This window comes from Chlorogloeopsis fritschii PCC 6912, from assembly GCF_000317285.1.
In the GTDB taxonomy this organism is placed as follows: domain Bacteria; phylum Cyanobacteriota; class Cyanobacteriia; order Cyanobacteriales; family Nostocaceae; genus Chlorogloeopsis; species Chlorogloeopsis fritschii.
Genome location: NZ_AJLN01000100.1, coordinates 163,752 through 185,989, shown reverse-complemented (window position 1 = coordinate 185,989; position 22,238 = coordinate 163,752). Strand labels below are relative to the sequence as shown.

Annotated in this window: 16 protein-coding genes and 1 pseudogene; 8 read left to right on the top strand and 9 right to left on the bottom strand. The window is 42.7% G+C overall.

Features of this window, described 5'->3' with window-relative positions:
- Positions 1 to 45 precede the first annotated feature (45 nt).
- From larB to trmD, 4 genes are all read right to left on the bottom strand, one after another.
- Positions 46 to 834, bottom strand: coding sequence for a nickel pincer cofactor biosynthesis protein LarB (gene larB, locus UYC_RS0120215; RefSeq protein WP_016875493.1), 789 nt, complete (start codon positions 832 to 834; stop codon positions 46 to 48).
- A 245-nt stretch (positions 835 to 1,079) separates the two neighbouring features.
- Entirely contained in the window at positions 1,080 to 2,864 is a 1,785-nt protein-coding gene (locus tag UYC_RS0120210) for an ABC transporter substrate-binding protein (RefSeq protein WP_016875494.1), read from the bottom strand.
- Positions 2,865 to 3,144: 280 nt separating this feature from the next.
- Positions 3,145 to 3,624, bottom strand: coding sequence for a 2-C-methyl-D-erythritol 2,4-cyclodiphosphate synthase (gene ispF / locus UYC_RS0120200; RefSeq protein WP_016875497.1), 480 nt, complete (start codon positions 3,622 to 3,624; stop codon positions 3,145 to 3,147).
- 91 nt (positions 3,625 to 3,715) lie between these two features.
- On the bottom strand, positions 3,716 to 4,444 hold the full coding sequence (trmD, locus tag UYC_RS0120195; RefSeq protein ID WP_016875498.1) for a tRNA (guanosine(37)-N1)-methyltransferase TrmD: 729 nt from the start codon (positions 4,442 to 4,444) through the stop codon (positions 3,716 to 3,718).
- A gap of 546 nt (positions 4,445 to 4,990) precedes the next feature.
- Between trmD and UYC_RS0120190 the strand changes: the two genes are divergently transcribed.
- Positions 4,991 to 5,854, top strand: a complete 864-nt coding sequence (locus UYC_RS0120190) for a cyanophycinase (protein ID WP_016875499.1) — start codon at positions 4,991 to 4,993, stop codon at positions 5,852 to 5,854.
- Positions 5,855 to 6,027: 173 nt separating this feature from the next.
- Positions 6,028 to 8,739: a cyanophycin synthetase gene (gene cphA, locus UYC_RS0120185; protein WP_039751375.1), complete on the top strand. Its 2,712-nt coding sequence runs from the start codon at positions 6,028 to 6,030 to the stop codon at positions 8,737 to 8,739.
- A gap of 113 nt (positions 8,740 to 8,852) precedes the next feature.
- On the opposite strand, the gene tatA is transcribed toward cphA, so the two are convergent.
- Positions 8,853 to 9,044, bottom strand: a complete 192-nt coding sequence (gene tatA / locus UYC_RS0120180; RefSeq protein WP_016875501.1) for a twin-arginine translocase TatA/TatE family subunit — start codon at positions 9,042 to 9,044, stop codon at positions 8,853 to 8,855.
- 61 nt (positions 9,045 to 9,105) lie between these two features.
- A pseudogene (locus UYC_RS0120175) lies at positions 9,106 to 9,489 on the bottom strand (protein kinase domain-containing protein); the annotation flags it as partial.
- Between the two features lie 471 nt (positions 9,490 to 9,960).
- Here UYC_RS0120175 and UYC_RS0120170 point away from each other — a divergent pair.
- Positions 9,961 to 11,712: a putative bifunctional diguanylate cyclase/phosphodiesterase gene (locus tag UYC_RS0120170; protein ID WP_016875503.1), complete on the top strand. Its 1,752-nt coding sequence runs from the start codon at positions 9,961 to 9,963 to the stop codon at positions 11,710 to 11,712.
- Here the strand turns inward: UYC_RS0120170 and UYC_RS0120165 are convergent.
- Both UYC_RS0120165 and UYC_RS0120160 read right to left on the bottom strand, forming a co-directional pair.
- Complete coding sequence (locus UYC_RS0120165; RefSeq protein WP_016879631.1) at positions 11,670 to 12,551, bottom strand: endonuclease/exonuclease/phosphatase family protein; 882 nt, start codon at positions 12,549 to 12,551, stop codon at positions 11,670 to 11,672. The genes UYC_RS0120170 and UYC_RS0120165 overlap by 43 nt on opposite strands.
- Positions 12,552 to 12,666: 115 nt before the next feature.
- Positions 12,667 to 13,695 carry a hypothetical protein gene (locus tag UYC_RS0120160; protein WP_016875505.1) on the bottom strand — a complete coding sequence of 343 codons (1,029 nt, stop codon included), beginning with the start codon at positions 13,693 to 13,695 and terminating at the stop codon, positions 12,667 to 12,669.
- A gap of 408 nt (positions 13,696 to 14,103) precedes the next feature.
- On the opposite strand from UYC_RS0120160, the gene UYC_RS0120150 reads away from it, so the two are divergent.
- The 5 genes from UYC_RS0120150 to UYC_RS0120130 all read left to right on the top strand — a co-directional run bounded on the left by UYC_RS0120150 (position 14,104) and on the right by UYC_RS0120130 (position 21,122).
- Positions 14,104 to 16,341 carry a diguanylate cyclase gene (locus UYC_RS0120150; protein ID WP_016875507.1) on the top strand — a complete coding sequence of 746 codons (2,238 nt, stop codon included), beginning with the start codon at positions 14,104 to 14,106 and terminating at the stop codon, positions 16,339 to 16,341.
- Between the two features lie 557 nt (positions 16,342 to 16,898).
- On the top strand, positions 16,899 to 18,233 hold the full coding sequence (locus tag UYC_RS0120145; protein ID WP_016875508.1) for an erythromycin esterase family protein: 1,335 nt from the start codon (positions 16,899 to 16,901) through the stop codon (positions 18,231 to 18,233).
- A gap of 31 nt (positions 18,234 to 18,264) precedes the next feature.
- The gene (locus tag UYC_RS0120140) at positions 18,265 to 19,326 is read left to right on the top strand and encodes an SDR family NAD(P)-dependent oxidoreductase (RefSeq protein WP_016875509.1); all 1,062 of its coding nucleotides are present in this window, start codon (positions 18,265 to 18,267) and stop codon (positions 19,324 to 19,326) included.
- 356 nt (positions 19,327 to 19,682) lie between these two features.
- Entirely contained in the window at positions 19,683 to 20,024 is a 342-nt protein-coding gene (locus UYC_RS0120135) for a thioredoxin family protein (protein WP_016875510.1), read from the top strand.
- Between the two features lie 399 nt (positions 20,025 to 20,423).
- Positions 20,424 to 21,122 carry a general stress protein gene (locus tag UYC_RS0120130; RefSeq protein ID WP_016875511.1) on the top strand — a complete coding sequence of 233 codons (699 nt, stop codon included), beginning with the start codon at positions 20,424 to 20,426 and terminating at the stop codon, positions 21,120 to 21,122.
- A gap of 196 nt (positions 21,123 to 21,318) precedes the next feature.
- Here UYC_RS0120130 and UYC_RS0120125 read toward each other — a convergent pair whose 3' ends face one another.
- The gene (locus UYC_RS0120125) at positions 21,319 to 22,083 is read right to left on the bottom strand and encodes a phosphatase PAP2 family protein (RefSeq protein WP_016875512.1); all 765 of its coding nucleotides are present in this window, start codon (positions 22,081 to 22,083) and stop codon (positions 21,319 to 21,321) included.
- Positions 22,084 to 22,238: the final 155 nt, after the last annotated feature.

The window sequence follows — 22,238 nt, the reverse complement described above, 5'->3', positions numbered from 1 at the left end:
GTTTCATTTTTTACTTACGTGTTAAGTTGACATCACCGTCATAACTTAAGAATCAGAGGATGCCAACCGCAATTTCTCGGCTGTTCGCAAAATTTGTCCTGCCAAAATTGCCGCGCCAAAACCATTATCAATATTTACTACACCTACTCCAGCCGCACAAGAATTTAGCATTGTCAACAGCGGTGCTAAACCCCCAAAGCTTGCGCCATAACCAATGCTAGTAGGAACGGCAATCACCGGACAATCTGCCAAACCGGCAACTACGCTAGGTAAAGCGCCTTCCATGCCTGCTACAACAATTAAAACGGATGCTGATGTCAGGACATGGCGGTTATTTAGCAAGCGGTGGATGCCAGCAACACCTACATCCCAGAGGCGCTGAACGTGAAAACCAGAAAGTTCTGCTGTGACAGCAGCTTCTTCGGCTACGGGTAAGTCGGCGGTACCAGCAGAAATAATGCCTATTGTACCGGGATAGCGTGGTTCGATTTCAGGGGGTGTAATCGCACAAATTCGCGCCGACTCGTAGTAGCGCAAACCTCTAACCCTAGATTGCAGTGCCGCATATACTGCACCTTCAATACGAGTTGCCATCACCACTGGATTGCGGAGGCGCATCACCTCCATAATTTGAGCAATCTGATCGGGAGTTTTACCTGGACTCCAAATAACTTCTGGGAAGCCAGTTCTTAAAGCACGATGGTTGTCAATTTTGGCAAACTCACCCACAGGTTCGTAGGCTAAATGCTTGAGTTTGTCTACTGCTGCATCTGGGGAAACGTTACCATTGGCAACATTTTCTAGGAGCGATCGCAAAGTAGTTTCATCAGTCATTATTTGGTTAGTAGTTAGTGGTTAGTAGTTAGTAGGGGAGCCAGTGCGCCCTTGCGGGTTTTCCGCGTTGTAGCAACTGGCGTGCGGGTTTTGCCGCTCGTCTTGACTTTCAAACAGATAATTTATCTTCTAAACCCGCCCGTACAGTGGTTAGTAGTTAGTGGTTAGTAGTTGATTGTTAATTTTTCATTGCAATTAACCATTAGCTATTAACTATTGGCCACTATCCACTATCCACTAACTAATCACTCATCCGTGACTTTGATTTCATGAAGGTTCCAGAAAGCACCACCGAGAGCAGAGTATTGAATGCCTGCAAAGCGATCGCGTACTGCTGCCATTGAGTATTGGTTAACTAAGTAAATAAAAGGTAAATATTCCTGAGTTAGCCGTTGAGTTTCAGCATAAATCTGTTTCACCTTGGCTTCGTCAAATTCCTGTGCGCCTTTGATGTAAAGTTCGCCAATTTGTGCTTCCCAAGGAGCCACCTGCCATCCTTGAATCGGTTTTTGTCCGGGTTGGGGTTTCTGATTAAACATATGCAATCCGCCTTCCGGAGACCAAACATTAGCACCATCATTTGGTTCCACGCCACCTGTCAAACCTAGTAAGGCGGCTTCCCAATCTAAAGTGTTAGACAGCTTGTCTGTATAAGTATTCCAAGCAATGGGAGTGAAATCTACTGTCATGCCGATTTTGCGCAAATCTCGTTTAATTTGAGAACCCATTGCTTCCCGAATTTTATTTCCAGCATTAGTCAGCAGAGTAAAGCGGACGTGATTGCCTTGGGCATCTAGCAACAAACCTTTATCATTATACTTAAATCCCGCTTTGAGCAGCAGTTGCTTTGCTTTTTCTGGGTTAAAATCGTAAACTTTTAAGCCTTCTTTCGGCGAAAGATAGTAAGGACTTTGCACGGAAATAGGTGAATCTTGCGGTTGACCTAAACCACGAAAAGTGTTGTTAATCATCGTTTGGCGGTCAATGGCATAGGCTACAGCCTGGCGAAATTCGACTGTATTAAACCAACGTGATTTGATTGGATTAACGAGCGGTTTACCATTCCTTTCGCCTTTATTAAGATTAAATAAAACAAACGAAGTACCTGCCGCCGGGCCACCATTGTAAGTTTTGAAATTACCTTGTTTTTCTTGCCTTTTTAATAAAGAAAAATAGTCTGGGGATATGCTAATAGAATCCAAACCGCCAGAACGAAATTGCAGCAAAGCAGTATCTGTCGATTCAACAATTTGCCAAATGATGCGATCGATATAAGGTTGAGGATTGCCTTGAGCGTCTTTACGCCAGTAATAAGGATTACGCCGAAATATAACACGTTGGTTAGTGTCGTAACGCTCTAGTTTATAGGGGCCATTAACAATAACTTGTTCAAGTGGAGTATCAACACCTAATTTTTGTAGAAAGATTGGTTTACCTTCACCATCTTTTTGTTTCACATATTTTTGTAATGAATGAGCGGGTAGAATGGGTAGTCCGAGAACACGCAAAAATGGTCTAAAAGGTTCAGGCGTTGTAAACTCAACTCGACGCTCATCTATTTTTCGTACAGAAGGTAGTTTTCTGCTTTCACCAATTCGGAGAATATCTCTGGTATCTGTAGGAATAGCTTCATTCAGGTAGATATCATTGTAGGTAAACACTACATCATCTACAGTTAAAGGTTTACCATCAGACCATTTCAAACCCTCGCGCAAAGTGAAGACAATTCGCAACTTATCATCAGAAATTTGCCAAGATTCTCCTAAAGCAGGCTCGACTTCACCACTGATGGGATTTTCAGTAATTAACCCCTCATAAATAAGTCCAAAAACGTTGGGAGACTCGGAACTGAGAGCATAGTTAAAAGTTTTGGGATCACTGAGAACGCTAGTTACCAATTGCGGTACTTGAGCAGCTTGCGTTTGAAAACTAGCTGGGTTACAAGCAGCAACAGTGAATGCTGTGATTAAAGCCAAAATTCCTGGTAAACGAAAACTCTTAATTATGGTAAAGGTACGAGCAAATGCCATCATTTTAAAATTTTTAAGTAATCAATTAGCCGCAAAATAGCATATTCTTGATTTTTTGTATCTTGAAAGTTGAATGGAAAACCTTTAACCTCAGCAATCAGCAATAAGAACAACTTGCCCTTCTTTGTCTAAAGTAACAACATCTGGACGGTCTAGATCTTCTAAATTTATGGCTTGCATGGCTCTCATTTTCCACCCAGTTAAGGTTAGTTGGCTGTTCCCTATTTATTCCCATACTAGCTATTGTGAAATTGCTTCCCGCTCAACTAAACAAAAGTTACTAGGAAGCTGTTAGCAAGACAACAGCATAAGCACATATACCTTCTTCTCTACCAACGGGGCCTAATTTTTCATTGGTAGTGGCTTTAATTCCTACCTGATTTGGCAATAATTGCAAAACAGCCGCTATATTTTCCCGCATTTTTTCAATGTGGGGTTTTAATTTTGGGCGTTCTGCCACAATTACCGAGTCGATATTGCCAATTTTCCAGCCTTGTTGTTGAATCAATTGGTGTACTTTACTCAATAGCATTAAGCTATCTGCCCCTGCCCATTGTGGATCGCTAGGGGGGAAATAATGTCCGATGTCGCCTAAAGATAGCGCCCCAAGCATGGCATCCATAATCGCGTGCGTGAGGACATCAGCATCGCTATGCCCTAATAAGCCTAAAGAGTGGGGTATATTGACTCCGCCCAAAATTAGGGGGCGATCGCTCACCAATCGGTGGATGTCGTAACCGTTACCAATACGAAGGTTCATGTTTTAGTCATTAGTCATTAGTCATTAGTCATTAGTCATTAGTTAGAGGTTAAAAGTCAAGTGGTATTTGTTAGTGGTTAGTGATTAGTAGTTAGTTGTCCCCTTGTCCCCTTGTCTCCACCTCCCCGTGTCCCTTTGCCTCTTCCCAAGCTTTCAATAAATCCGGACGGCGATCGCGTGTCCTTTTAATTTGTTGTTGTAACCGCCACTTGGCAATTTCGGCATGATTGCCAGATAAAAGCACATCCGGCACTTTCCAGCCGCGAAAATTAGCTGGACGAGTATACTGGGGATAATCCAACAGCCCCTCCTCAAAACTTTCTAATGTCAGAGATTCGACTTTCCCGACAGTTCCTGGTAAGAGCCGCACCACCCCATTAATCAAAGCCATTGCCGGAATTTCTCCTCCAGTCAGAATAAAGTCACCCAAAGATATTTCACGAGTAACCAGATGTAATACTCGCTCATCCACACCTTCATAGTGACCGCAAATCACTACTAGCTGGTCATAATTTGTTGCCAACTCTCGTAGTAGAGGTTGATTTATCGTTTCCCCTTGGGGACTCATCAAAATCACCTCTCTTCTGGATAAAACAGGCAGTGACTCAACAGCAGCAAATATGGGTTCTGGCTTCATCAGCATTCCCACACCGCCACCATATGGTTCATCATCAACTTTCCGGTGCTTATCGGTGGTAAAATCTCGTGGATTAACTAAATTCACTTGAGCAATCTGTTTTGCCAAGGCTTTGCCAATCAGCCCTGAACTGAGAACAGAGGTAAAACAATCAGGAAATAGCGTAACTATATCAAAGCGCACAGTAATTCGTATTGAAGAACACTAATCTTAAATTTGAAATGTTTAGCTGACAACAAGCCGATGTTGCATAAAACACATACACCCTTGTTCAAAATTATCTAAGAGTACTGAAAATTGTAGATTTTATGGGTAAGACAAATATTTTTCTAATTACTTAATTTATGTTTAAATATTGTCACATCTACATTTAAATTTATATTTTGACTGAGTTAACAACTTCCAGGATGCATCAAGCCAGCCTCAAAACAAAAGTGTGTCGATACTTGCTTCTGTTTCCCAAAAGCAAAGAATACCACGGGCACAATGCTAGGGATAGCACAAAAACCTTGCAACCGTCCTTCACTAGTTCCCAATTAATATTTTGCCAATTTAGAAATATGGGACAGGTGAAAAACAAGGTACTAGCTTTGAAAAACGGCAATGTATACTCCACAAACTGAGGCATATTGGGCGTTAAGCACTGTCCTTGAAAAGAGGCGAAGCGCAAAAACAATTAGGCTGCTGACCTTGTAATTTTCACCTGAAGTTGTTGACAGGAGAAACACAATGCCGGAATTACAAGCTAAATCGCTGGAAATGAGGACACCCCAAGCAACTAAAACCGCTGTTCTGGTTATCGGAGGCGCAGAAGACAAAGTTCACGGCCGAGAAATTCTGCGAACTTTTTTTGGTCGTGCTGGCGGTAACGATGCTCATATTGCCATTATTCCCTCTGCCTCCCGCGAACCCTCAATTATCGGTGGCCGGTATATTCGTATCTTTGAAGATATGGGTGCTAAAAAGGTTGAAATTTTAGACATTCGCGAACGAGAACAGTGTGAATACCGCGATTACCAACAAACCCTGGAAGCTTGTACAGGGGTTTTTTTAACGGGAGGCGATCAATTAAGATTGTGTGGTGTGTTAGCAGACACACCAGCGATGGACATCATTCGGCAGCGAGTCAGGACAGGGCAACTGACCTTAGCAGGTACTAGTGCAGGAGCGGCTGTAATGGGACACCATATGATCGCAGGAGGTGGTAGTGGCGAGTCTCCCAATCGTTCGCTTGTGGATATGGCAACCGGTTTGGGATTTATACCGGAGGTGATTGTAGATCAGCATTTTAACAATCGCAATCGCATGGGGCGACTGATGAGCGCGATCGCTTCTCATCCCGATCGCCTTGGTATTGGCATTGATGAAGATACTTGTGCCTTGTTTGAACGCGATGGTTGGCTGCAAGTTTTAGGTAAAGGTTCTGTGACAATTGTCGATCCAACTGAGGTTACCCATACCAACGAACCTCATGTGGGAGCGACAGAACCTTTAAATCTTCATAATTTACGCCTGCATATTCTCAGCCACGGCGATCGCTTTCACCTCTATCAGCGCACGGTTCTACCTTCTGTTTACCGTGTTTCCAGCTGACGCACGAAAGTATCTGGAGTTACACTGATTTGGCCGCTAAACTTAAAAGATGCAGCAAAAAAGTGCGATTAGCTACGATCTGAAGAAGAAAAACTGTTCATAATGAACAGTTTAGCGGTCAATTCCAGTAAGAAACTAGTATTTTGGTTCCGAATCTCCATCTACCTATTCCCATGAGAATCCTCAAGATCCAGACCTTACGCGGCCCCAACTACTGGAGCATTCGACGCCACAAACTGATCGTCATGCGCCTCGATTTAGAAAACCTTGCCGAGACGCCTTCAAACGAGATCCCTGGCTTTTATGAGGGATTAGTTGAGGCTCTGCCTAGTCTGGAGGGTCATTATTGCTCGCCTGGCTGTCGTGGTGGTTTTTTAATGCGCGTGCGCGAAGGCACGATGATGGGTCATATTGTGGAACACGTAGCCTTAGAACTGCAAGAACTGGTCGGAATGCACGTCGGCTTTGGCCGCACCCGCGAAACCTCCACACCGGGTGTATATCAAGTAGTGTTCGAGTATCTGAATGAGGAAGCGGGACGCTATGCTGGCAGGGCGGCAGTACGGTTGTGCCAAAGTATTGTCGATCGGGGGCGTTATCCAAAAGCTGAATTAGAGCAAGATTTACAAGACCTGAAAGACCTATGGCGTGATGCTGCTCTTGGCCCTTCTACCGAGTCAATCGTCAAAGAAGCTGAAAAAAAAGGTATTCCTTGGATGCAGCTAGGAGCGCGCTTTTTGATCCAGCTAGGTTATGGCGTTAACCAAAAGCGAATCCAAGCTACGATGACGGATAAAACCGGCATTTTGGGAGTAGAACTAGCTTGTGATAAAGAAGCTACAAAGCGCGTCCTTGCTAATGCGGGTGTGCCAGTTCCCAAAGGCACAGTCATCAATTTTTTGGATGATTTGGAAGAAGCAATAGAATATGTTGGTGGCTATCCGATTGTGATCAAACCCTTGGATGGTAATCACGGACGTGGTATTACCATTGATATTCAAAACTGGCAAGAAGCAGAGGCAGCTTATGATGCAGCCAGACAGGTTTCTCGATCAATTATTGTTGAGCGATATTATCAGGGGCGCGACCATCGGGTACTGGTTGTGGATGGCAAAGTCGTAGCGGTGGCGGAACGTGTGCCAGCTCATGTGATTGGTGATGGCAGATCCAGTATTGCCGAATTGATTGAGGAAACAAATAAAGATCCCAACCGTGGTGAAGGGCATGATAACGTCCTGACCAAAATAGAGTTAGATCGCACTAGCTATCAGTTATTAGAAAGGCAAGGCTACACTCTCGATAGCGTGCTATCTAAGGATGAAATTTGTTACCTGCGAGCAACGGCAAATTTAAGTACAGGGGGGGTTGCTGTAGACCGCACAGACGAAATCCACCCAGAAAACGTTTGGTTGGCACAACGGGTCGTTAAAATAGTAGGTCTGGATATTGCGGGGATTGATGTTGTCACATCCGATATTAGTCGTCCCTTGCGGGAAGTTGATGGTGTAATTGTAGAAGTTAACGCTGCCCCAGGATTCCGGATGCACGTTGCCCCAAGTCAAGGCACTTCCCGCAATGTTGCCGGATCTGTGATTGAGATGTTGTTTCCTAACGAACAATCCAGTCGCATTCCCATCTTGTCGGTGACAGGTACTAACGGCAAAACTACTACCACCCGCCTGCTAGCACATATTTTTAAACAGACAGGTAAAGTAATAGGCTATACAACTACCGATGGAACGTATATCGGAGATTACTTAGTAGAAGCTGGTGATAATACTGGGCCTCAAAGTGCCCAATTAATCTTGCAAGATCCGACGGTAGAAGTGGCAGTATTGGAAACGGCTAGAGGTGGCATAGTCCGTTCTGGGTTGGCTTTTGAAGCCGCCAATGTAGGTGTAGTATTAAATGTTGCTGCCGACCACTTGGGAATTAGTGACATTGATACAATAGACCAATTGGCACATCTCAAGAGTGTGGTTGCCGAAGCTGTTTTTCCTGATGGCTATGCTGTGCTCAATGCCGACGATCCGCGCGTGGCAGCAATGGCAGAGAGGACAAAAGCCAATATTGCTTACTTCACCATGAACCCAAATTCAGAATTGGTGCGCAACCACATTCAAAAGGGAGGAGTGGCAGCAGTATATGAAAACGGCTTTCTATCTATTTTGAAGGGAGATTGGACACACCGGATTGAGCGTGCCGAAAATATTCCCCTGACAATGGGCGGACGTGCGCCGTTTATGATTGCTAATGCTTTAGCAGCGTCACTGGCGGCTTTTGTCCAAAACGTTTCTATTGAACAAATTCGTGCTGGCTTGAATACTTTTCGTGCTTCCGTCAGTCAAACGCCGGGACGGATGAATTTGTTTAATTTGGGCAACTTCCACGCTTTGGTGGATTATGCTCACAATCCTCACAGTTACGAAGCATTGGGTTCTTTTGTCCGCAACTGGACAAATGGAGAACGCATTGGTGTGGTTGGCGGGCCTGGCGATCGCCGCGATCAAGATTTTATCGCATTGGGCAAGCTAGCAGCGGAGATTTTTGACTATGTGATTATCAAAGAAGATGACGACACAAGAGGAAGGACACGCGGTTCGGCAGCCGATTTGATAGTTCAAGGTATTAAAGAAGTAAATCCTAATTACAAATATGAACTGATTCTTGATGAAACACAAGCGATCGATAAAGCCTTAGATATCGCTCCTGAAAACAGTCTGGTGGTGATTTTGCCAGAAAGTGTCAGCCGCGCGATCAAATTAATTAGGGCGCGTGGTGTAGTTAAAGAGGAGATACATCAACAAAGTAGTGCCTCAAACACCGTAGATTCCCAGGTAGGAGTTACTTCTTCTGTGGTAAATACTGTAAATACTGTTTTATAAGTCAAAAGTTTTTACTCCCCTGCATTTAGTAGGGGAGTTAGCAACATTGGCAGGTTAAGAGACTTGAGTGGACTGCCGTCGGCGATCGTATAGTACGTTCGTCTGTCCCTACCCTAACTATTTATTTCTTCTTGTTTTTCTTCTTCCAGATTGTTATCATCGCTAGAATTTTTATTCAATTCTTCTTTAAAACCCCGCAAGGTTTTGCCCAGTGAGCTTCCTAGTTCGGGAATTTTTTTGGGGCCAAAAATCAAAAGCGCAACGATCGCGATTACACCAACTTCCGTCCATCCCAGTCCAAACATTAGTGTCTCCTGTAAAACTCCTTCTTAAATCATAGTAGGGTGTAGAATGCCCACCTTACCTTTTAGCTATATCTTTTAATTCTGTTTCTGTAAAAGAGCGTCCTGCTTTTACGTATTCTTCTAAAGTTTTTGCTGGCAGATAAGTTTGTACTAGAGGAAATCCTTTTAGTTGTGGTGAATTGACCTCAAAGTAATCCAAATAGCGTGGGATGGAGGGATGAGATAAAGATTTTAAAGTTTCAGCTTCACGTTCAAATAATTTCAGATCGCTCCATTCAAAGTTATGGTTAAAAGTTAGTAATTTGATTACAACTAATTCCTGAGTTTGCAAATCACGAGCTAAAAGTGTTCGTCTTCCTGCTTTTTTCCCTAATTGCTGCTGTATTTGATAGCGTAGACGAAAAACATCTTCTTGCCAGAGATCGCCTAAAAATTCTCTAGTCATATATAGCGTTGCTGCTGTTAGCTTTTTTACGTTTATATCTAAAAATCTTTAGCTTCAGCAACTGCTAATTTTCTCTTTCCCAGGCTGGAGCCTGGGAAATCATTGATTGAGGCTCTGTCTCCTCTTCATGAGGCGGAGCCTCAGTTTTCATCACTATGCAGAGCATGGTAATGAGAAATTCCGATCGCCTTCACCCAAGTTTATCTAATGAGTAAGATTCAATTAATACAAATTTTACATTTAACTCAATAATTATACGATAAAAATTTTTGCTTGCTAAACAGACTCCAAAGTAAGTTTTATCAAATCTATATAGAAATATCTATACTGCGAATAGCAATAGTGATAAGTGTAATATATTACTTCATGTCATTTCCTAATGGAATGTATTCTATTGGATTATGAATAAAAGACATGATTTTACAACATACCCGATCGCTAAAATTGCCAACTTTTAATTTTTCAGAATATATGAACCTCGATCGCAAACTTTCCCTGTACTCATCACTAGCTCATTTTGGATTGCTCAAGAAAAGTTACACCGCCAAAATCATGTTAGTGGCATTTTTAGGCACTCATGTACCACTGTTGACATTACTCTTTAGCTTCGTCATTTCAAATTCCTATTCTTTCGAGATCGCGGTACGAGTTCTACTTATTTCTCTGGTGGCTACATTGGCAGGTACGGCAGCCACTCTCTATGCATTACGCCATCTCCTCGCTCCAGTCATTTTGACATCTGCTGCATTACACAACTATCTAAATACCAAAACCTTACCCGAACTACCCACCCAATTCACTGATGAAGCAGGTACGCTGATGGCGGATACCTCGCAAACGCTTCACAAATTAAATGAGTTAATTGATTACATTACAAACTACGACGAGTTGACTGGATTGCCCAACCGGGATTTATTGAGCGATCGCCTCCATCAAACTCTATCTCAATCTCAAAACAATCAACGACTGATAGCTGTTCTTTTACTTGGTATCGATGATTTCACTGGTATCAGCCATGCCTTGGAACATGAGACATTAAATTTATTGTTAAGAGCAGTTGCCCAACGTTTAACAACTTGCATTACTCAAACAGATATCCTTGCCCATTTGAGTCAAGATGAATTTGCGATCGCCAGAACAGACTTTTCTTCTTTTGAGAGTGTAATTAAGCTATCTCAATTAATACTTGGTGCGTTAGCAAAACCCTTCTTTTTAGAGGGTAAAACCATCCATATCACAGCCAGCATCGGCATCACGATTAACGAACTGGATAATCTTAATGGTGTTGAGCAACTCTTGCAACAAGCTCATATAGCACTTTACCAAGCGAAACAGCAGGGACGTAGCCAATACCAATTTTACTCGCCAGAGATTAATGCGCAGTTGCAGGAGCGACTGGTTTTGGAAAATGAATTACGTGGAGCAGTTGAACGCAATGAAATACTGGTTTATTACCAACCCTTAATTGATTTGCACACCAGACAAGTGGTAGCTCTAGAAGCACTAGTTCGCTGGCAGCATCCCACACATGGCTTGGTTTCTCCGGCAAAGTTTATTCCAATTGCAGAAGCCAACGGTTTAATTGTGCCAATTGGTGAATGGGTTTTGCGAACTGCCTGTGCTCAAAATCGTGCTTGGCAGCTGGCTGGAATTTCTCCAATTCGGATTTCGGTGAATTTGTCAGCCCGACAGTTTGAACAACCAAATCTCGTAGAAGTAGTCAGGCAAATCCTTGAAGAGACAGGACTAGAACCATCTTACTTAGAACTAGAGGTAACTGAAAGCTTCTTGATGAGTGACATTCAACGCTCTGTTCAAATCCTCCAACAATTACGAGAACTCGGCATCTGCCTAGCTCTAGATGATTTTGGTACAGGTTATTCTTCTCTGAACTACTTAAAGCGCCTTCCGATTAATATGCTCAAGATAGATCGGTCATTTGTACAAGATGTCACATCAAATCCTGATAGTGCAGCCGTAACTGATGCTATCATTGCTCTAGCAAAAAGCTTACGGTTGAATATTACAGCAGAAGGCGTGGAAACTCAAGACCAGCTTGACTATCTGCAAATACGGGGATGTGACGAAGGTCAAGGATTTTACTTTAGTCGCCCCGTTCCTGTTGATACAATTACTCAAATGCTGAAGGAAAGTTCTCGGCAGAGCGATCGCTCTTTGGTTCATACTTGTACTATCTCTAGTTCAGCAGCGATGCCGAAATGATCTGATGGATAAATATTTTTGCGATCGGGTGCAGGTTCAGTCAGAATCAGCTGGCAATCACGGACGCTCAAGTGCTTGTTGATAAATATGTAGTCAAGTGTACCGCGCCAAGGTGTGAATTTGCGGTTAGTCCACAAATTAATCAATCGCAGCCCCAATGGACGCCAGAACTTGCTGTGGGCTTGCAATAAGGGTGTCGGACAAGTATACTCTGGTTCGCAACCATGCTGGGCGGCGTATGCGGAAGTAAATTGCTCCCGCATGAATGCGATCTCAGGTGTTTCAGGTGTAGCGTTAAAATCTCCCACAACTACTACAGGCAGATCTGCAGGTAAGGCACTGAGCCAGTTGACTAACGACTGTATTTGTCTCATTCGCAAAGAAGAAGAACCGGGTTGGCAGTAATAATGTCCGTTGCAAAATACTAATGAGCGATCGCCTATTTTTACCTGTACGTATTGTGCGATCCGCCCCTGAGATTGCAAATCAAGTTCGGCTTGTTGAATAAACGGATGGCGGCTAAGAATTGCAGTTCCGTACTCGGTTCTCAATACATAGGATCGCTCTTGAGCAGCAACTAAGTGGATATAGGGCATATCAAGCTGTTCAGCCAACCACAAACCAGTATTTGCTTGCAAATTGGTTTCTTGCAATCCAATCAAATCTGCCCCAACTGCTGCTAAACCTTCTACCAGCAACTCGCGCCGCTGCTGCCAGAATTTCATTTCGTACAAGATATTGATAGTGGCAACTTTAATCATGGCATTTGGTAGGAGTGGGTTTTGTCGCTCTTCGCGCAAATCAGAGGGCAGAAGGAATTGAGCGAGCCAGAGGCTCAAGTTCTCGTTACCAGGTTGAACCTGGTAACAAGGGTTTCTAGGCTTTGCCTGGTGGCGGTTGGTAGGAGTCTTGATGTGAAAAATACAGATTTTATTGTAGAGATGGCATTCTTTGTTACTGTGCAATTAAAGTCCAGAAGTATCCATCCGGTGCGACAAAGGAGAAACTCGGTTCTCCAAATTCATTTTCGACGATGTTGGTATAATTTTGCGCTTGGCTGGCTTTGATGCGATCGCTAAATTGATAAAGTTCCTGCACTCGGTAGGTGTACAAACACATTCCCAAACTACCTGGCTTGGCTGCTTCAAATCGCGATTCTATATTCATAGAACTGGGAAAGCGAATAATATAAAGTCTGCCACTGCGTGCTGCCATCAAATCAGTTTTGGAGGAACGCGGATCGTCAAAGGCAGTGACAAAAAATTTTTCACCAGGTTGAAGTCCAAAAATTTCTCGCCCGGCAAGTGATGATTCGTAGCTAGTCTCTACATCATCACGCACCCGCAACAAGCCCATAACTTCGTCATAAAATTTCAGTGTTTCTTTGCTGTCATCTTGAATTACCATCCCCATATGGGTAAACTGGCTTGTCTTGAGCAGAGAATTGCTGTTAATTTTTCCATAATCGGGGAGTGTATAGCCAAATCTTTGAAACAAAACTTGTCGCGTCAGTGGTTGCAATAACAGCATTTCTCGCACCCCTACCATAGAATCGAGAAATGGGCGATTTTTTCTCTCCTTGTTATAGATCACTTCCCAGTGTGGATGAGTATACGCGATCGCCCAACCTGCAGCTTTTGCTTCTTCTACATGGTTGAGGATGTTTAAAATGTCGGCTGTTAATGTCGTTGCCCAGCGATTTCCTCTCGCTTTCATTGACTTTATCCCCAATCCTTGATTGATGGGATTTTGCCAAATCATTAGTCTAATCAAACCATGATCCGTATCTTGGTGATCAAGGCGAATCGAGCGTAAAGATGAGTCTACACCATATAACTGTCTAGCTATAGCTTTAGGTAATTCTCCCTCTTGACTAAGGCGATAGCCAAATTGCTCCCAATATTGAATGGCAGAATTTGGCTCTGGTACGCCTATACACACTTCATATATACCTTCTATAGCCGTTTTTTGTCCCTGATTCATGGTTTATTAAATATATGAGGTAATAGGGTATATAGGTTATAGGTTATAGGTTACAGGGGACAGGGGGCTAGGGACTAGGGACTAGAGACTAGGGACTAGGGACTAGGGACTAGGGACTGGGAATTTTAGAGTTTGGATTTTAGATTAAATTCCAATCCAAAATCGTAAATCCAAAATCGAATCGCCCAATCCCCGATACCCAATTCCCGATACCCAATCCCCAGTTCCCACTCCCCTAAATCAGCACCAACGCTTATTTTCTGGAGTTGCAATTACTACATTCTGCCTAAAGAAAAAGTTAAAATTTCGTTTGTCGTAGATACACTGGGTATAAAATTTACGCATCTACCCAAAGAAATAGATAATATCTACGTGTTTTCACTTATTATTTAGACAAAGGTGCGTTCGGTGTATCAGCAATACGGGCATTGTTATCAATGTCAGCCAGAATTGGTGTGGCTAAATATTTTATCCGACTCTGCGATCGCTCTCGCCTATTATTTAATTCCCATAGTGTTAGTTTATTTTATTCGCAAGTGGCAAGATTTTCCCTTAAACTGGATATTCCGGTTAATTGCGGTATGGATTGTAGCCGCTGGAACGTTTCATATAGTAGAAATTTGGACGCTTTGGCATCCAGTTTCTTGGTTTTTGGGGATGATTAAAGCCATTACAGCTTTTGGCTCATTGGGTACAGCTGTGTTAATGATGCGATCGCTTCCTCAAGTTCTGAGTACTCCCAGCCTGATAGAACTGAAAAAAGCCAATCAAAAACTAGAACTAGAAATTACCGAACGCCATTTTACAGAAGAAGCATTGCGCGAAAGCAAAGAACGCTTCCACAATGCCTTTGACTATGCAGCAATTGGTATGGCATTGGTGGGATTAGATGGCAAGTGGTTGCAAGTGAATCGGTCTTTGTGCGAAATTATGGGTTATTCAGAACAAGAATTGCTATCTACAACTTGTCAAGAAATCACCCATCCAGACGATCAAGATATTGACCTTAACTATATATTGCAACTGCTGAATGGTGAGATTCGCTGTTACCACATAGAAAAGCGATACATACACAAATTTGGACATATAGTATGGGTTCTGTTGAGTACATCGCTAGTGCGCAACGTTCACGGTCAACCATTGTACTGGATCGCCCAAATTCAAGATATTACCGAGCGCAAAGAAGTAGAAAAAACCCTACGACAACAAGCTTGTATTTTTGAAAATATCTCTGATGGTGTAATTGTAACGGACTTGTTTGGTCAAATCCTAGATTGGAACAAAGCCGCAGAAAAAATGTTTTGCTATGCCAAAGCAGAGGTATTGGGTAAAAAATTGGGGATTTTGCACAAACCCCAACAGTCTGGTGTATTAACCCAGCAAATATTGGATGAGTTACTTAGTACTGGTCGTTGGAGTGGGGAAATTAACTTTATTCGCAAAGATGGAACAGAAGGCGTATGCGAAACAGTAGTTGTACCGTTGTACAATGAACACGGTCAGCCTAGTGCTACGATTGGTGTCAACCGCAATATTACAGAACGCAAACAAGTAGAAGCCGCTTTACAGCAAGCTAATCAGCAACTAACGGGATGGGTGCAAGAACTAGAACAGCGCAATCGGGAAATTGCCTTACTCAGTGAAATGAGCGACATCCTGCAAGCGTGCCTAACAGTTGAAGAAGCATATAAGGTAATTGCTCAATTAGTTCAACCTTTGTTTCCTAATACCTCTGGTGGAGTGTTTATTATTAGTGCGTCAAAACACTTGGTTGAAGCTGTGACAACTTGGGGTGATGTCAATGTTGGTTTTAAGACAGTGTTTTCTCCCAAGCAATGTTGGGCACTACGGCGTGGGCGATCGCATTTTACAGTAGCTGATGCTCATGGTTTGCAGTGTAGCCATATTGAGGAAACAGGAGAAGCTCTTTGCGTGCCGATGATGGCACAAGGGGAAGCCTTAGGAATGCTGCACTTGCATTCCCAAGAAAAAGAACAATTGACAATTGCCAAACAAAGGCTAGCCTCTGCGGTTGCGGAACGCATTGCCTTGGCATTGGCAAACTTAAGACTAAATGAAGCTTTACAACAGCAAAGTATCCGCGATCCCCTCACCAGTTTATTTAATCGCCGCTATCTAGAAGAGTCTCTCGAACGAGAAGTCAGCCGAGCCGAGCGCAATCAACAATCTGTAGGGATTATTATGATTGACGTAGACCACTTTAAACGCTTCAATGATACCTACGGTCATGAAGCAGGTGATATCGTGTTGCGGGAACTCGGTATGTTTTTAAGAAAACATATTCGTAAAGCTGATATTGCCTGTCGTTATGGGGGAGAAGAGTTATTGTTGATTCTGCCGGAAGCAGGCTTAGAAGTTTGTCAAGACAGAGCCGAGCGCATACGGCAATGTGTTAAGCATCTAGATGTGTATCATCAGCGTCAGAAACTTGGCAACATTACCTTATCAGTGGGAGTAGCAATGTTCCCAGATCATGGCTCGACTGGTGCAGCAGTCATTGAAGCTGCTGACGCTGCACTATACCTTGCTAAAAAAGCCGGGCGCGATCGCGTTGTTGTTGCTCAATCCCTGGGAGAAACGAATGGCTTGCTAACTCCTGTAACAGCTAGCCAATTGACAGAATAGCCAGTATTTTGTTGTTTGTTCATGGCGACTTGCGATCGCTTGAATTGCAATACAGTCGCTACAAAACTTGATTGGTGAAAATTGAGAAACTCAGAATCCTGACTTGTTTGGGAAGTCGGGATTTTTGCCGTTCGTGATCTGAATGGTTTCACCCTTTTGGCAGGTAAGTAATTAAAGTAACACGACCATAGAAAGAGGAGAAAGCACTTTTAATTTTTTAACATAGTTTTATATCATAACAAATTTTCTAACACTGAATAAATTATGTATCATTCATTGCGCTAGAAATTCCAATCTAGTAAAACTTTAAGCTTAAATATCATCAAAATTATTCATAAACCTTTATAGCGGCTAATTTTAAATTGTAATTTCTTAATGTTTGATATTCATAATTCATCCACAAAAATGGCTAAATTTAAAATCCAAAGTTGAATTATCTGTGTCTTTTTCAAGACAGACTTCCATGTACTAAAGTTCACAACAAAACATGAAAGTTTCTCTGATCCCAACCCTGTAACCTATCACCCCAACACTATTTTTAGGTGAGGTATAAAGTTATGACAAATTCAACAAAAACAAAACTAAGTGATGCAATTAAAGAAGTAGCTTATCCACTAACGGGTGCATCCACAGATTACGATTCTCTTTTGGAGCTAATTGGTGATGCTCGTTTCGTATTAATTGGTGAGGCATCACATGGTACTCATGAGTTCTATGAGCAGCGATCTGAAATTACCAAACGTTTGATTCAAGAAAAAGGCTTTACGGCTGTAGCTGTAGAAGCAGATTGGCCTGATGCATATCGTGTAAATCGCTACATAAATAGAATTAGTAAAGATGTTACACCTGATGAAGCATTAAATGGATTTCAGCGTTTTCCTACCTGGATGTGGCGAAACATAGATGTAGTGAGTTTTGTGGGTTGGCTGCGTGATTACAATGATGCTTTGCCGAACAATGCAACCAAAGTTGGCTTTTATGGGCTTGATCTTTATAGTATGTATTCTTCTATAGAAGCAGTTTTAGCTTATCTCGAAAAAGTTGATCCAGAAGCTGCGAAACGGGCACGCGATCGCTACTCATGCTTTGAAAACTTTGGTGAAGATACACAAGCCTATGGCTATGCTGCCAATTTTAGTTTGAGCGACTCTTGTCAGAAAGAAGCAGTAAATCAATTAATAGAGTTGCAACATAAGATGAAGGAGTATAGCACAGTCGCAGAAGACGAGTTTTTCTACGCGGAACAGAATGCCCGATTAGTGAAGAATGCTGAGGAATACTACCGTTCCATGTTTAAAGGGCGGATCTCGTCATGGAATTTGCGCGATCGCCACATGGCAGAAACTCTAGATTGCCTCGTTGAACATCTAGATCGTCAAGGAAGCCGTACTAAAGTAGTTATCTGGGAACATAACTCTCACTTGGGTGATGCACGCGCAACAGACATGGGCGCTGCGGGTGAATTGAATGTCGGACAACTGGTGCGCGAACGATATGCTGATGATGCAATTTTGATCGGTTTTACTACTTATACGGGTACAGTTACTGCTGCTTCTACTTGGGGTGGTGTAACGCAACTCAAACAAGTTCGCCCGGCATTGCCAAACAGCTACGAAGCTTTATTCCACGATACGGGTATGCCTTGGTTTTTGCTGGATCTGCGGCAACAAAACCAGGCAATCAAAGGACTGGAAACACCAAAATTAGAGCGGGCGATCGGAGTCATCTATCTGCCGGAAACAGAGCGTGTCAGTCACTACTTCTACGCTCGACTTCCCGAACAGTTTGACTTTGTCATCCACATTGATGACACCAAAGGGGTACAACCGTTAGATCGTACTCCCCATTGGGAAGTTGGTGAAGCACCAGAGACATATCCTTTCTCTCTCTAGTAACCCATCGCTAATCAAAGGAGATGCAACTATGAATATTATGGATATTAAATATCAAAATCCAATTGTTCTGGCTGTCATTGCTATAGGTGTATTTTTTCTCATCCAAGCAATTGGGCGATGGTGGCGAGAGCAGCAATATAGTTTCAAAGCCAAAACTGTAATGATTACAGGTGGTTCGCGGGGGCTGGGTTTAGTCATAGCACGCCAGTTGATAAAGCAAGGAGCAAGGGTAGTAATTTGTGCCCGGAACGCGGAAGAATTACAAAGAGCGCGTATGGATTTGGAACAGCGCGGTGGAGAAGTACTGGCTGTACCTTGCGATGTTACTGATGAATTTGAAGTCAAACAAACAATTCGCATAGTGCGCGATCGCTTTGGCGAAATTGACGTGTTGATCAACAATGCAGGTATTATCCAGGTAGGGCCGATCGCAGAGATGACTCTCGACGACTTTGAACAAGCCATCAAAACCCATTTCTGGGCACCACTCTACACAACTTTTGCTGTTTTGCCGCAAATGCGCCAACGGGGCGAGGGACGGATCGTTAACATTTCCTCGATTGGCGGTAAAGTCAGCGTACCGCATCTATTACCCTACAGCGCCAGCAAGTTTGCTTTAGTGGGGCTGTCAGAAGGAATGCGAGCAGAACTAGCAAAAGATGGGATTGTTGTCACTACCATTTGCCCTGGTTTAATGCGTACAGGCAGTGCATATAACGCTTACTTTAAAGGTAACAATCGTCAAGAATACACTTGGTTTAGCATTAGTGATTCCTTGCCCATACTTTCTATGAGTGCGGAAAGTGCCGCAAATCAAATTATTTCAGCTATCAAACGAGGAGATGCAGAAGTTGTACTATCAATTCCAGCACAGATTGGTGTTAAGTTTCATGCCCTATTTCCCGGATTTACCTCTACAATTCTCAGTTGGGTAAATAGATTCTTACCAGAAGCGGGTGGTATTGGTAGCGATCGCGCTCAAGGAAAAGACAGTACATCCTCTTTCTCACCTTCTGCTTTAACAACCTTAGGCGACAAAGCAGCACAACAAAACAACCAGTTTTTTGAAGAAAAGTCTGAGATGACATGAGCAGACTTTACTTATGGCTGCCAAGGGCGTGCGATCGCATTAGCCCCTAATCGCTATTTTCAGGCGAGATCCTAACTTCTCCCTCTATATAAAAGGCGTTATACTTAATTTATAAGTTAAAAAAGCGAGATTGATTACCTTAAATATACTGAGGTTAAAAATTAATTAACTGGATTAAGATTACTTGTCTGTTCTTGGAGTTTAGAGGTAAACGGAATAATTTTATTTACCAAGAAACCATATAAAAATTATTAGGTTGGATTTTAATTTTAAGTGAGTTAATTGTGGCGGTGATTTCGCTACAAAAATGAAAATTAAATTTTGCGTCCCCGCGTTAATATTTCATAGGAGTCTTTATGTTAGTCAAAGACCGATTTCAAAAATTTGAAGAGCTATTATCTAGTTCCAAGCTACCAGTATTAGTAGTTTTTGATGCTCCTTGGTGTGGCCCTTCTCACCTCATGGATGCGATTTTGAAGCAAGTAAGTATGCAGATGAAACAGCAACTAGAGATTATCAGAATTGATAGTGAAAAAGATTCTGATTTGGCTTCTCAGTTCCACGTTCATCCTTTACCAACAATGTTACTGTTTAAAAATGGTCAACTTGTAGGGCGAATTGAGGAAGAGCGAACTGAGAATTTAATGCCAGCTGAACGTTTAGTTCAAAAGTTGCAAAATCTGCTCTCAAAAGTTTAATTCCTTTCTTGTACAAGCATTAGTCTAGCAAGTAGACGGACATAGTTAAATGTAAAAAACCAATTTCTGGACAGCAGATGTAAACAGTTTTTTACCCTTCGGGTTCGCCACTTGCTTTATGCCGGGGAACCCGTCCACCGCAGTGGCTCACCTTCTGCCGTTTGCGCTCTGTCTTGAAAGTCGGGTTGGGGGAAATCTTAACAGGGAACAGTAAAAATTCCACTTTCATGCCTGGCAGTGAAACTTGTTTCATAACGACTGCCTTCTACTTACAAAGGTTTTCCCCTCTTCTGACGGATAACCAGGTAAACCTATGGGCTGATGAATAACTTAATGCCAATAGAGAAACTAGAAGTTACATATGTGCAAACACATTTGTAGTTTATCCAGGAGGGAAAAATGGCAATTCAAGGATATAAGCGGGCAGTTGGTACATTCTCCAATCGCCAGGCAGCCGAAGATGCGCTAAATAGACTTAGAGAATCGGGTTTCCCTATGGATCGGGTTTCTGTATTGGCAAAAGACACAGATCGCAACGAGCAAATTGGTGGAGCTAATGTCAGAGATAGATCCGAAATGACAGATCGCGGTGATACCGAGGCTCAAGAAGGTGCTGGGATCGGTGCGGTTACGGGTACTGTTTTGGGTGGTATTGGTGGTTTACTCGTAGGTTTGGAAGCTTTGCTTATTCCAGGAGTAGGCCCCTTTTTAGCAGCTGGAACGATCGCAACCACTTTGGCTGGTGCTGGTATTGGTGCAGCAGCAGGTGGATTAGTAGGAGCATTGACTGGTTTGGGTATTCCGGAAGAAGAAGCCAGAGCTTATAGTGAGCGGGTATCCCAAGGAGAATTCTTAGTGATTGTAGATGGCACCGAGAATGAAATTGAGCGTGCTGCATCGATTTTAAGCAATCAAGGTATTCGTCATTGGGCTGTTTACGATGTCTCTGGTAATGTAGCTGATACTATGGGTGTTGATCGCACTACACAGAGGTATCAAGAGAGAACTACTCCAACCACTACTACTACCACTACTACTACCGCTACTCCTACAGATCCCGTAGTCGAAGTTGTTGATAAGCGGGATCAAACTCTTTAGGGTTAAGTTTTCACAAAAATAGCGATCGCACTTGTTTGGGATGTGAAAATTGTTTGAACGCTAACAGTTAATAGTCAAAAGGCAATTAGCCGTTAGCCGCTAAACTTATCCCAAATCTGCTTGATTGCTTACAATTCCCAAATCAGCCCTTTCCTAGATACAAGGAAGGGGCATTTTTTCCCAACCCTGTTCCCTTTTAATCTTCACCTACTAACTGTGTTTCTTCAGGAAGTAGGGAAGTCTCTTCCACGGGTGCAGTTTCTGTCACGGGAAGTATTTTAGTCAAATTAGGTTTGATAATTAAACTAACTCCGATTGCCCAAGCAATTGAAACCATCCAGCCCGCAACAATATCGCTAGGAAAGTGAACTCCTAAGTATAGGCGTGTCCAAGCAATAGCTAACACGAACAAGCTTCCCAAGAAAAGAATTATCCAACTCGATACGCTTCCCCAAGTTAAAATTACCAAAACTGCTACTAATGTCATACTCGTCATTGCATGACCGCTGGGAAATGCATAATCTAACTCTGGGGCTGGTGAGTTCCAAAGTTGAGGGCGCACTCTATGCATAATTTCTTTAGCAGTAAGATTGATGATAGCGCTGCCAATTGTAGTAGTGAGTAGATAAACGAGCGATCGCCATCGTTTCAAAAATAATAATATTAGTGCGATGGTCGCGACAATCGGTGATACAGTCCAAACTGATCCCAGCTTAGTTAGCCTGAGCGCGATCGCATCAAGATATGGTTGCGATGTTGTATGAATAGCTACCAAAATTGGTAAATCAAAAGGGAAACCGCCTTCATTTTCCCGGAGTTCTAATGCTAGTAGCCTAAAGATTTGCAAAGGTAAATACACTCCAATTAATAAGAGTAGTAGAGAACTCCAGTGAGTAAAGAGCAGTTTTTTGAGAAAGCTGAAAAAGGACGAGAAAAACTCTTGAAATTCAAATTTAAACATCTGTCAACGCTTTGTTTCAGGCTGTTTTTCAGACAAATACTCTTAAAATATTACAAAATTAAATTACATTCTTTTCATCGTGGCGCTAGTTTATCTTGGGTTAGAGCTTCATACTTAGTAACAGCGATTTGCAATTTTTGTAGCGTGAGCACTGC

Bases quoted from the DNA above. Each gene is read 5' to 3' on its own strand.
- larB (WP_016875493.1), bottom strand. From the start codon at position 834: ATGACTGATGAAACTACTTTGCGATCGCTCCTAGAAAATGTTGCCAAT.
- UYC_RS0120210 (WP_016875494.1), bottom strand. From the start codon at position 2,864: ATGGCATTTGCTCGTACCTTTACCATAATTAAGAGTTTTCGTTTACCA.
- ispF (WP_016875497.1), bottom strand. From the start codon at position 3,624: ATGAACCTTCGTATTGGTAACGGTTACGACATCCACCGATTGGTGAGC.
- UYC_RS0120190 (WP_016875499.1), top strand. From the start codon at position 4,991: ATGCCGGAATTACAAGCTAAATCGCTGGAAATGAGGACACCCCAAGCA.
- cphA (WP_039751375.1), top strand. From the start codon at position 6,028: ATGAGAATCCTCAAGATCCAGACCTTACGCGGCCCCAACTACTGGAGC.
- tatA (WP_016875501.1), bottom strand. From the start codon at position 9,044: ATGTTTGGACTGGGATGGACGGAAGTTGGTGTAATCGCGATCGTTGCG.
- UYC_RS0120170 (WP_016875503.1), top strand. From the start codon at position 9,961: ATGAACCTCGATCGCAAACTTTCCCTGTACTCATCACTAGCTCATTTT.
- UYC_RS0120160 (WP_016875505.1), bottom strand. From the start codon at position 13,695: ATGAATCAGGGACAAAAAACGGCTATAGAAGGTATATATGAAGTGTGT.
- UYC_RS0120145 (WP_016875508.1), top strand. From the start codon at position 16,899: ATGACAAATTCAACAAAAACAAAACTAAGTGATGCAATTAAAGAAGTA.
- UYC_RS0120140 (WP_016875509.1), top strand. From the start codon at position 18,265: ATGAATATTATGGATATTAAATATCAAAATCCAATTGTTCTGGCTGTC.
- UYC_RS0120135 (WP_016875510.1), top strand. From the start codon at position 19,683: ATGTTAGTCAAAGACCGATTTCAAAAATTTGAAGAGCTATTATCTAGT.
- UYC_RS0120130 (WP_016875511.1), top strand. From the start codon at position 20,424: ATGGCAATTCAAGGATATAAGCGGGCAGTTGGTACATTCTCCAATCGC.
- UYC_RS0120125 (WP_016875512.1), bottom strand. From the start codon at position 22,083: ATGTTTAAATTTGAATTTCAAGAGTTTTTCTCGTCCTTTTTCAGCTTT.